At 26.8% G+C, this 11,097-nt stretch carries 8 protein-coding genes (1 of these 8 cut by a window edge); 3 read left to right on the top strand and 5 right to left on the bottom strand.

Annotated features, from left to right (window positions below; translation table 4 throughout):
- On the bottom strand, positions 1–1,600 hold the 5' portion of the coding sequence (locus tag CK556_RS00900) for a TrkH family potassium uptake protein (RefSeq protein WP_095761505.1). 116 nt of this gene lie to the left of the window's left edge; 1,600 of the gene's 1,716 nt are visible here — the first part of the coding sequence; the start codon lies at positions 1,598–1,600; its stop codon lies off the left edge, out of view.
- A 68-nt stretch (positions 1,601–1,668) separates the two neighbouring features.
- On the opposite strand from CK556_RS00900, the gene CK556_RS00895 reads away from it, so the two are divergent.
- Both CK556_RS00895 and CK556_RS00890 read left to right on the top strand, forming a co-directional pair.
- On the top strand, positions 1,669–2,586 hold the full coding sequence (locus CK556_RS00895) for a potassium channel family protein (RefSeq protein ID WP_027875701.1): 918 nt from the start codon (positions 1,669–1,671) through the stop codon (positions 2,584–2,586).
- Between the two features lie 77 nt (positions 2,587–2,663).
- Positions 2,664–3,110: a hypothetical protein gene (locus tag CK556_RS00890; RefSeq protein WP_027875702.1), complete on the top strand. Its 447-nt coding sequence runs from the start codon at positions 2,664–2,666 to the stop codon at positions 3,108–3,110.
- Positions 3,111–3,150: 40 nt separating this feature from the next.
- On the opposite strand, the gene gatB is transcribed toward CK556_RS00890, so the two are convergent.
- Genes gatB through ligA form a run of 4 tightly spaced genes read right to left on the bottom strand, consistent with a single transcriptional unit; the run spans position 3,151 to position 8,333 of the window.
- The gene (gatB, locus tag CK556_RS00885) at positions 3,151–4,590 is read right to left on the bottom strand and encodes an Asp-tRNA(Asn)/Glu-tRNA(Gln) amidotransferase subunit GatB (RefSeq protein WP_027875703.1); all 1,440 of its coding nucleotides are present in this window, start codon (positions 4,588–4,590) and stop codon (positions 3,151–3,153) included.
- Between the two features lies 1 nt (position 4,591).
- On the bottom strand, positions 4,592–6,040 hold the full coding sequence (locus CK556_RS00880) for an amidase family protein (RefSeq protein WP_036246760.1): 1,449 nt from the start codon (positions 6,038–6,040) through the stop codon (positions 4,592–4,594).
- Positions 6,040–6,327 carry an Asp-tRNA(Asn)/Glu-tRNA(Gln) amidotransferase subunit GatC gene (locus CK556_RS00875; RefSeq protein ID WP_036246762.1) on the bottom strand — a complete coding sequence of 96 codons (288 nt, stop codon included), beginning with the start codon at positions 6,325–6,327 and terminating at the stop codon, positions 6,040–6,042. Before CK556_RS00875 ends, CK556_RS00880 begins: the two co-directional genes overlap by 1 nt.
- A 5-nt stretch (positions 6,328–6,332) precedes the next feature.
- Complete coding sequence (gene ligA, locus CK556_RS00870; RefSeq protein WP_027875706.1) at positions 6,333–8,333, bottom strand: NAD-dependent DNA ligase LigA; 2,001 nt, start codon at positions 8,331–8,333, stop codon at positions 6,333–6,335.
- A gap of 137 nt (positions 8,334–8,470) precedes the next feature.
- Between ligA and CK556_RS00865 the strand changes: the two genes are divergently transcribed.
- Complete coding sequence (locus tag CK556_RS00865; protein WP_027875707.1) at positions 8,471–10,969, top strand: hypothetical protein; 2,499 nt, start codon at positions 8,471–8,473, stop codon at positions 10,967–10,969.
- The last annotated feature ends 128 nt before the right edge of the window (positions 10,970–11,097 follow it).

The following is an 11,097-nucleotide window of genomic DNA, read 5'->3' as shown; positions in this document are numbered from 1 at the left end:
TTAATAATTTAGTTAATGTTCCAAAATTATACATTTGTTGTTGAGTAAATGGATTCATACCAACAGTTCCATAAGCACTAGTAATTAATGTCAAAATTTGTACTACACTTGCATCTCCTTGATTTTGAATTAGTTCATTATTTGAACCAGTAACCATACCCGGTGTTAAATAAGCATTTGAATCAAAGTATATTAATATAATAACAATAGTTAAAATAAATACTGAAATAAAGAATACTGAAAAACTTCTTCTAACCGTTTCTGCAGGAATTATTTTTTTAAATGCACTTGTATAACTTTTATTTCTAATAACTGCTCAAGTTGATAATAAGATAATTGCAAATGTTGTTGTTCTAATTCCTCCAGCGGTTGAAGATGGGGCTGAACCAATAAACATTAATGCAGATAAAATAGTTTTTGATGAAGCGTTAAAGTCATTAATTGGAACAGTTGAAAATCCTGCATTTCTACATGCTGTTGTATTAAATATAATGTCCATGGCTACAACATAACCAGGTTTAGCTTCTGCAATAATTACATTTGTATTCATGTGAGTTAATGGATCAATTTGATAACTGTAGTAATTAAATATCAATGAGTTTGATTGATTAGAATACTCGCTTGCAAAAATCATTAGTGGTCCTAAAATTGCTAGTGAGAAATAAACATAGAAATTTAATTTAGTAAACAAACTAAATTTTACTTTTTGTCCAACTCTTCTTGCTTTAATTTTTCTTTTAATATCATGAAAAGTTGGATAACCTAATCCACCAATAACTCATTCTAATAAGAAAACTATTTGAATTGCATAAACTTGATGCCCTTCAACATTATATGGCTGTAAAGAGCTTGTTGAAACAATATCATAACCAGCATTATTAATAGCACTAGTAGAATGAAATACTGCAAATCAAATTGATCTCATAAAATTATGATAAGGTGAAACAACATCTAATTGAGTATATTTATTTTCAGTTGCATTTCATGTTAAAGTCTCAGAAGCTGGTTCTGAAAAGAAAAATAAGAAGAATAAAATGCCTGCTGCAATTAGCTGAACAATTGTTAGTCATATAAAACCATCTTTAATTAATTCAATTGTTGATGACTTTACATCATTTCCGCGTTCAGATTGAGCAACTATAGTATCGTTTAATGAAATCTTTTTATTAATCGAAATGAATAAAATTATTTTTAAAGTTAAAACTCCAATACCACCCATTTCAATTAAAATAAGTAAAATTAATTGACCTCAAAAAGTATAATCATGGGATGGATCAATAATATTAATACCAGTATCACTAAAAGCACTTGAGGCTGTAAATATTCCTGTTAGGTAATCTCATCTAAAATCATATCCATTTAAATCATTGTTAACTACAATTCCAGGAATACACAATAAGAATCCACCAAATAAAACAATAAATAAATAAATTAAAAAAATTCTTCCTGAAACTTTAGATAATGGTCATCAAGTTTTAAGTTTTAAAAATGCGTGTTGAGGGTCAAATTTATCTTTTTTAGAGTTATCTTTTTTAAATTTAAATCATTCAGACTTGTCTGATTTATTTTTTTTAGTACCCATTTGATTACCCCCATTCATAGTAATTATTATACAATTTAATTATTACAAATGTATAATTATTAAAGTTATCAAAGAAGGTGTGTATAATGGCAAAGAAAAAAAGTATTGCAATTATTGGGGTTTCAAACTTCAGTTTATCAGTGATAAAAACATTAGTTGACAAAAAGCAACAAGTTACTGTTTTTGACTATGATGAAGACAAATTAAATTTATATTTATCAGAATATGAATATGGTGTTGATGTTGTAGTTTTAGATTCAACAAACAAAATTGCATTAGCTAAAAACGGAATTAAAGCTTATGATGTTGTTATTGTTGGAGTTGGAACAAACATTGAAGCAGGACTTATGACTGTTTTAAATTTAATTGACTTAGAATGTGAAAACATTATTGCTAGAGCTAGGGACGAAAAACATAAAAGAATTCTTACAGCATTGGGATTAAGCGACAATCAAATTATTCTTCCTGATGCTTTAGCTGGAAATATTGTTGCTGCTAGATCAATGTTTAATATTGATTTAGATGTAGATGTTCAATCAATTGATGAAGATTTTGTTTCAACAACTTTAAGTCTTACAAACCACAATATATTCAATAAAACAATTTTATCAGCTGGCCTTTCTACTACAAAAGATTTTAATATTATTCAAATTCGTCGCAAGGGAAAAATTTTACTACCTGATGACTATACAGAATTAAAAGAAAATGATGATGTTGTAGTTTTTGCTAGAACTACAGTTATTAATGAATTGGCTGAAAAAATTCAAGGTGGGGCAAAAGATAAAAAAGACGTTAATGACGAATTAGTTATTTTTGATGAACTTGAAAATGACAACTATAAACATTTAACAAAAACTGTTGAAAGTAAAATTAAAGCTGAAACTGAGTTTGAACCTACAGCTGCTGATGATTTATTTGATTCAATTATATTTGATGATAATTTAAATGAAACAATTGATACTTCAAATTTAGAGAAAAATAAAAAATCACTTAAAAACAAATAGCTACCATAATAAGGTAGCTATTTTTGTTTCAAAATTAATAAAAAATACATTATAATAGTTACCAAGGAGGAAAAAATATGAAAGAATGAGCTAAAAAGAATCTTTGATCTCTTATTTCTGTAATTGCAGCAACAGCATTTGCATTATTAGTTATTATTACAATTTTTTGAATCGGAGTAGGAGCAAAAGTTGGAAATGAAACAATCAAATACAATAGTCAAATATTGGAAAGATATGCTTCATCTCAAAAATTATTTGCCGCAGGATTAGCATTATCATGTATTGCAATTGTTCCAGTAATTGTTAGATTAGTATTAGGAATTTTTGGAATTAATCTTTTTGCAAGATTATTTAACTCAGCTTCTATTGGTCTTGCATTAATCGCAGTTATTTTATTAATTGTTGGTAATGTTACTTTATTAGCAGATAGCGAAGTTAGTGTTTCTATTGGATCAATTATTGGTTTCTATATTGTTATTATTTTAGGTTTCTTAGTTTTAACAGGGCCTATTGTTAGAAAATAATTTGTTATAAAGACAAAAAAAATGAAGCTTTTGCTTCATTTTATTTTACTTTTTGCTCTACTAGTTTAATTATTATTTCCATTCCTGCTTCTGGGTTAACGTTTCCACCAGTAATTTTCATTAACTGACCCATAATAGTTTTTGTAACTCTTTCTGGTCTCTCATTATACTGTTCTAATAATTCTAAATTTGCTTCAATGACTGGTTGAAGTAAATTAGTTATTTGAGCCACATCACTAATCATTTTAATATTTAATTCTTCAACTATTTGTAAAACAGACTTGCTATTGTCTTTCATGATTATAGGTAAAATTGTTTTTGTATGCTTTGAAGAAATAACATTTTCATCAACTAAATTAATCATTTCAGCTAAATGCTTTGGTTTTAAAACCAACTTATCAATTGTAATATTTTCATTATTTAAATAAGATTGAATATCACTTATTAATATATTTGCAACTTTTGTAAAGTTATTTGTAAATTTAATAACTTGTTCAAAAAATTCACTCATTTCAATACTTGAAAGAATAATGTTAGCATCAGTTGTTGATATTTTTAATTTTTCAACATATTTGCTACGCTTAATATCTGCTAATTCAGGTGAATTTACTATACACTCATCAACTCATTTTTGATCAAGTTGAATTGGCATAATATTTGGTTCTCTAAAATATTTATAATCTAAAGCATCAGATTTACTACGCATTGAAACTGTTGAATTTGTTGTGTCATCAAATCTACGAGTTTCCTGAATTATTACTTCATTATTTAACATTAATTTTGTTTGACGTTCAACTTCAAATTCAATTGCTTTTTTAATGTTTGAAATTGAGTTTAAGTTTTTGACTTCAACTTTATTTGAAAATTCGGTTGCTCCAAAAGGTCTAATTGATATATTAACATCTGTTCTTAAACTTCCTTCATTCATTTTCACATCACTTACTTTTAAAAATAATAAAACTTCTCTCAACTTTTCAACATAAGCGCATGCCTCATCAGCACTTCTTAAAACTGGTCTTGTTACAATCTCAATTAACCCTGTTCCAGCTCTATTATAATCAATGTATGTTAAATCTTCTTTATGAATTTGTTTTGCAGTATCTTCTTCAATGTGGAGTCTTTCAATATCAACTTCTTTTCTTACGCCATTAACATTAATATTTAGTTTTCCATTTTTACCTATTGGATTGTATTGTTGTGTTATTTGATAACCTTTTGTTAAATCAGGGTAAAAATAATTCTTACGATCAAATTTAACTAAAGTATCAATTTCCATATTTAAAGCATTACAAGTTCTAATTGCTAATTCAACACCCTTTTTATTAACTGTTGGTAAACTTCCTGGATATGCCATATCTGTTTCATTTACATTAGTATTAGGTGTTTTTCCATAACTGACAGGAGCAGATGAAAACATTTTGGTCTTAGTTTTTAATTCAACATGATTTTCAATTCCAATAATTATTTCAAAATTTTTCATCTTAATCCTCCACTATTTCATTTTTAATACCAATTATATCTTCAAGTAATTTAGCTGCTTGTAAGCATAATAAATCATTTTTAGGTTTAGCATTCAAATTAATACCTATTCCTAATTTATTTTCTTTTAGAAATGGAATTGTAATTGATGGTGACCCATTAAAATTTGCTAAAGTTAAAATATCATCTAAATATTCTTTGCCTTCAGTTTTTTCATTTTTTAACTCACTGATTAATGGAGCTACTTTATCAGTTGGAGGAATTATTAAAATATCATTTTGATCAAATATTTTGTTTAACTCTTCAACTATTAATCGTCTTACTTGTTTTGCCTTGTTTAAATAAATTGTTTGATTTTCCTTATTTAAATTTAAAGCTCCAACAATAAAACGTTTTTTAACTTCATCCCCAAAACCCTTTGTTCTAGAATTTGTTATTATTTCTACATAATCTTTTCCGAACTCTCTTTTACCAAATTTAATTCCATCTAAGTTTGCATTTGTTGAAACGGATTCACTAAATGAAATCATTTTATAAATAGGTGATAAAACGTCTAACAGTTCTTGTTTAAATTGAACTTCAACTACCTCATGACCTTTTGCTTTTATTTTTTTAAATAAATCATAATATTCCTGACTAACTTCTGGTCTTAAATCATCAATTACTTTTTTAATATAAGCAAATTTAGTCTTTTCCTTTAAATTATTAACTTTTTCAAACATGTTTTCTTGTTTTGAAATAAAACTTGTAGCGTCTTTAACATCATATCCGAATGTAGCATCTGAAATTACTACCATATCTGTTACATTTCTTGTAAAAAACCCAACTGTGTCTAAACTTGGAGAATAAGGTAATAAACCATATCTGCTTATTGCACCATATGAGGGTTTAAAACCAACTATATTATTAAATGAAGCTGGTTTTCTAATTGAATCACCTGTATCGCTGCCTGTTGCAAAAGGCACAATTCCCTTAGCTACAACATAAGCACTTCCACTACTACTTCCACCGACAATTCTTTGTGAATCAGCAGGATTTGTAATTATTCCATTGCAAGAATAAAGACCAACTCCACCCATTCCTAATTCATCAAGAGCTGTTTTTCCAATTAAAACTGAATGACTTGCTTCCAGTTTAGAAATTGCTGTTGCATTAAAAGGTGGTATGTATCCTTTTAAAATATTTGATGAAGAAGTTGTTTCAATGTTTTTTGTAGCAAAATTATCTTTTGCAAAGTATGGAATACCAAATAACAAAGAATTACTATTAAATTTTGCATCTAAATTACTTGCATTTTTTAAAGCAAATTCTTCACTTAAATTATTAATTGCATTTGAACCATTTATTTTTTTAGTTTCTTCAATTACTAATTTTGTTAATTCTAAAACTGTAATTTCCTTGTTAACTAATTTTTGATGTAGTTCTAAAATTGATAAATTTTTATAATTCATTATTTAACCACCTTTTTAATTGTCACAAAATCGCCTTCACTAGTTGGAGCATTACTTAAAATAACACTTTGATCAATAGTTGTTGAATCATCATCACTTCTTAAGTATGTGTGAATACTATCATAAGGATAAAATAATGGTTTAACATTTGTTGTATCTATTTTTAAAACTTTCTCAAATTCTTGCTTTAGGCTATTTTCTTTAGCAACAATTTCATCTATTTCTTTATCTGTAAAACTTAGCATTGAATCTCCTGCTAATTCGATATAATATTTTTTATTATCCATTTCTTTTATTCTCCTTTTAAAATTTCAAAAAATTCTTCTTCATTAATCACTCTGATATTTAATTCTTCTGCCTTTGATAATTTACTTCCTGCATTTTCACCAGCTAAAACATAATTTGTTTTCTTTGAAACTGAACCAATAACCTTACCATTATTTAATTCAATTATATCCTTATAATAATCCCTTGAACTTGTTAAAGTCCCAGTAATGACAAATGTTTTATCACTTATTGGTGATTCTGTATTTTTTGCTTGGCCTGAATATTCAAAATTAACACCAAAAAATTTCAATTGTTCAATTAATTGTAAGTTAGACTCAATTTTGAATCAATCAACTATTGAAGTTGCCAATACTTCACCTAATGAATCTATTGCGTTCAATTCTTCAAAACTTGCATTTTTTAAATTATCTATATTCTTATAAATTTGAGCTAAAGTTAAAGCAGTTTTAGAACCAACATGTCTAATCCCTAGACCAAATAAAGTCTTTTCAAATGAATTTTGTTTTGCACTTTGTATTGAACTTAATAAGTTTATAAAACTCTTTTCACCAAATTTTTCAAAGTTTATTATTTCTTCTTTGTGCTCTTCAATTTTGAATATATCCGCGATGCTTGTAATCAATTTTTCTTCAAATAGTTTTTTAATAGTTTGACCACCAAGGCCTACAATATTAGCGGCACCCCTACTTGCAAAGTGTTCTAAACTTCTCAATATTTGAGCAGGGCAATTGAAGCTTACACAAAATTGATCTACTTCTGAATTAGTTTTCTCTAATTTTTGATCACATGCAGGGCATCTTTCTGATTTTTCTCACTTAGCTAAACTATCATAATTTTTGTCTTTAACTGCAGAAATTACTTCAGGAATAATATCTCCTGCTTTTTTAACCTTAACAGTTGCATTAATTCTTAAATCCTTTGCAATAATGTATTCTGCATTATTTAATGTAGCAGCAGAAACAGTTGTTCCTGCAATTTGTACGGGTTTTAATTTTGCGTTATAAGTAATTTTACCTGTTCTTCCAACTGAAGGGAATATGTCTAATAATTGTGTTTCTTTAACTTCTGCTGGAAACTTATAAGCTATAGCTCATTTAGGTGTTTTTGCTGTATATCCAACTTCTTCTTGCAATCTCTTATCATTTAATTTAAATACAATACCATCAATTTCATAATCTAAATCATTTCTTTTTTTTGTGTAATAGTCAATATATTCTTTTACATCATCTAAAGTTTTACAAATTCTTGTTTCTGGATTAACTTTTAAACCTAATTCTTTAATTTGTGTAATTGATTCCATTTGAGTATTAATAGGATTTGCTTCGTTAAAGTAATAGTATAAATATCCATCTAGATTTCTACTTGCAGCTATTTGTGAATCTAATTGTCGAAGAGTTCCTGCTGCTGCATTTCTAGGATTTGCAAATAACTGTTCACCGTTCAATAATCTTTCTTCATTAATTTTAGAAAATTCAGTTTTAGATAAAAAAACTTCTCCCCTAATTTCTAACTCATCCTTTGTAGGAATTGAAAGAGGGATTGATTTAATTGTTCTAACATTATTTGTAACATTCTCACCAACTTTACCATCACCACGTGTTACAGCATTTTGTAAAATACCATCTTTATATATTAATGAAATTGATAGTCCATCAATTTTTAGTTCAGCTGTGTATTCATTATTTTCAGTATCAGTTATTTTTGCTACTTGTTTATTAAAATTTAAAAATTCTTCTCAACTAAATATGTCACCAAGGCTTAGCATAGGGTATTTATGAGTATATTTTTCAAATTTATCGCTAATTGATCCTCCAACTTTTTGAGTAATTGAATCAAGTGTTATTAATTCAGGAAATTGATTTTCCAAATTAATTAATTCGTGAATTGCTTTATCGTATTCTGCATCATCAACACTAGGGTTATCAAGAACATAATACTCTTTAGCTCATTCATTAAGTTTTTTTCGTAATTCATCAATTAAAATTGCTGCTTTTTCCTTATTCATGATAACTCCTTTATATCTATATAATTATAAACTTTTTTTATTTTTATATTAAAGTTACATATTATAATCGATAGGTTTTTTTAATATTATGCTAAATTATTATTAAAAATGAGGTAGAATTATTATTAATATGGTAGGTGGTTTATATTAAAAAATTAATCTCATTAATTGCAGCAGCTTCACTTTCAATTACTCCAGCAATGGCTGTTGTTTCTTGCAAATATGTGGACACTGTGCAAAAAAGTATAGACAAAAAGTTAGCTGAAGTTATGTCTTCTACTTCTAACTATTTTAAAGGCGCAATTTTAGCAAATTCAAATGGTTATAATGGACAAGACGCAGACAGATACATATCTACTTTAAAAGTGAGCGACTTAACACCTAGTTCAAACGATAATACTACAATGAATAACTTATTTTCAACTTTTCTAAATACAAGTCAAACTAATGACTACATGCAAAATGATGTTTACAAAAGAGTAGAATTTGATAACCCTAAAGAAATCAATCCTATTGGTGAAAAAATAACACTTATTCAAAAAGCATATAATGAAGTATATAAATTAGTTGGTGTAAGTTTCGATCCAATGTTATGAAATACTGCACTTCCACTTTTATTGCCTTCACTAAAAAATGAGAATTTAGAGTCAGTCCAAAACATTATGCCTAAAATATTATCTTCATTGGAAATAATGAAGGATATAAAAGTACCTAATTATAAACAACTAACAAATATGGGTATTAAAACTAATAGGGACTTACAATTATACTTTTCAAGTCAATTAACTTTGTTTATTGCAAATTTGTTAGGTAAAGATATATCTGAAAAAGATTATTTTAATTTTAGCGATAGACATGAGAACATTAGACAAGACTTTTACACTTGAAATACAGAACAATTTAGAAAAATGTTTTCTAAAAAAGAAGAAACAAGTGAAAATACAATAAATTTCACAAGTAAAAGTTTAGCATTACTTTTTAATGCACTTTTTGGAATGAATTGATATATTCAAAACTTCACAACAGAGGAATATAATTTAAAATCAGATGAGATGACTGACGATAATCATGTTTTTTCTAAAACTAAAACTAATTTGGAAATTATAGAAGAAGTGAATAGCAAAAACATCGAAGAATCAATCATTAATGCCACTAATGTTGATGGTTTATTGCAATTTGTTTATGATCTTTTTTCTGGTGAAAAAGACAAAGAATCATATAAACTGCTTAGAACATTTAAAATATTGTTTCAAGTTGATAATGATATAACAACTGGAAATCATAAACTTGATTTCAATACTAAGCTTTTTAAAATTAATGAAAAAACATTAAGTATTGATTTTGGTGATTGATCTACAAATGGAAAAACTGAAAACGGTGGACTTAATACTTTCTTTGCATCAACAGTTAATGGAATATTAACTGGTTTAAGTGAAGGTATTGATACTGATGGTGGAATACTTGAATTTTTAAATAGTATAAATATGGGTTCAGAACAACTTAGTGGAATTGTTTCAGGTTTAATAAGTTCAATAATGAGTGGGATTGACATGACAAGTTTCTTTACTACTTTTTCAAAACAATTAGTTGCATCATTAGAAAATTTAAAAAAATGAAATTCTTTATTAATAAACGAAAGTATTAAATTAAAAATTGATGAATTAAAAAATAAAATTGCAGAACTTGAACAAAAATATAAGTGAATTATTAAAGATGGTATTATTACTAATAAATTTTTAGGTTGATTGGTTAATTCAGATATAAGAACAATTGTTGAATTTTTAGGACTTGAGGAAAATCTTCCTATTCAATTGCCAAAAATTGCTTTAAAACAAATAATTAATATTCAAATAACAAGTGATATTAAATTGAGTGATATTTTAACTGTTGGCACACAAGGAGTTAGTTTTTTAATTTCCTTACTTGGTAAAGGTATTGCTCCAAAAATAGCAAATATTGCAAACTCTTTTGAAGACATTGACCTTATGAAAGATAAGGATTTAAAAATTATTGAAGGTACTAGCACTGAAGTAAGTTTAGAAACTTTAGGAGTCTCAAAAAGTTTGATTAAAGAGGGTGAAGGTGACAAAAAGTGAACTTATCCTTTCGTTTTGGCTTCAAAATTAATAAATAAAGACTTTTCTGGAATAAACGTTACAATTCCTGGTGGAAATAAATATGGTTTAACAAATACAACTAAATTTTCAAATTTGCAAGCTGCTAAATGAATAATGGGTCTTGGTGTTGAAGTTAGTCCTGGAACTATTGATTGAAATCAATTTAGACCTGGAACTATTTTGCATAGTATTAGTTTATTGTGAAATGATGAAACAGGAAATCTTATTAAAGGTGTATTAGGAGCAATTAACGACATTCTAATTGAGTTAAGTAATAGATTTAGCAAAAAGAATGAACAAAATTACTTAGAGGATCTAAACTATTTATTCTTTTCAACTAAGTTAATAAGTTACGTTAATTTTAGAGATGCAACCAAACAGAGCTCTTTAATTTATGAATTAAGATATAAAAAGAGTAACATAAATAATAAATATGAAGTTAAATTAATACTTCCTGCAACAACAGAAGAAAATAAATTAGTTAAATATGAAATCGAATATTTTAAATTAATAAAATAAAAATGTGAACTTTTGTTCATACGAATTAAAATTGGAACTACAACACTTATGAGAAAATAATCTCATAGGATTTGCAGTTTTTTTGATACAAAAAAGCAAATCCTGACTAACTAAAACCCAAAGGAGTT

This window comes from Mesoplasma chauliocola, from assembly GCF_002290085.1.
Taxonomy (GTDB): domain Bacteria; phylum Bacillota_I; class Bacilli_A; order Mycoplasmatales; family Mycoplasmataceae; genus Mesoplasma; species Mesoplasma chauliocola.
The sequence above is the reverse complement of the archived record's forward strand: the minus strand, read 5'-3'. Positions and strand labels throughout refer to the sequence as shown.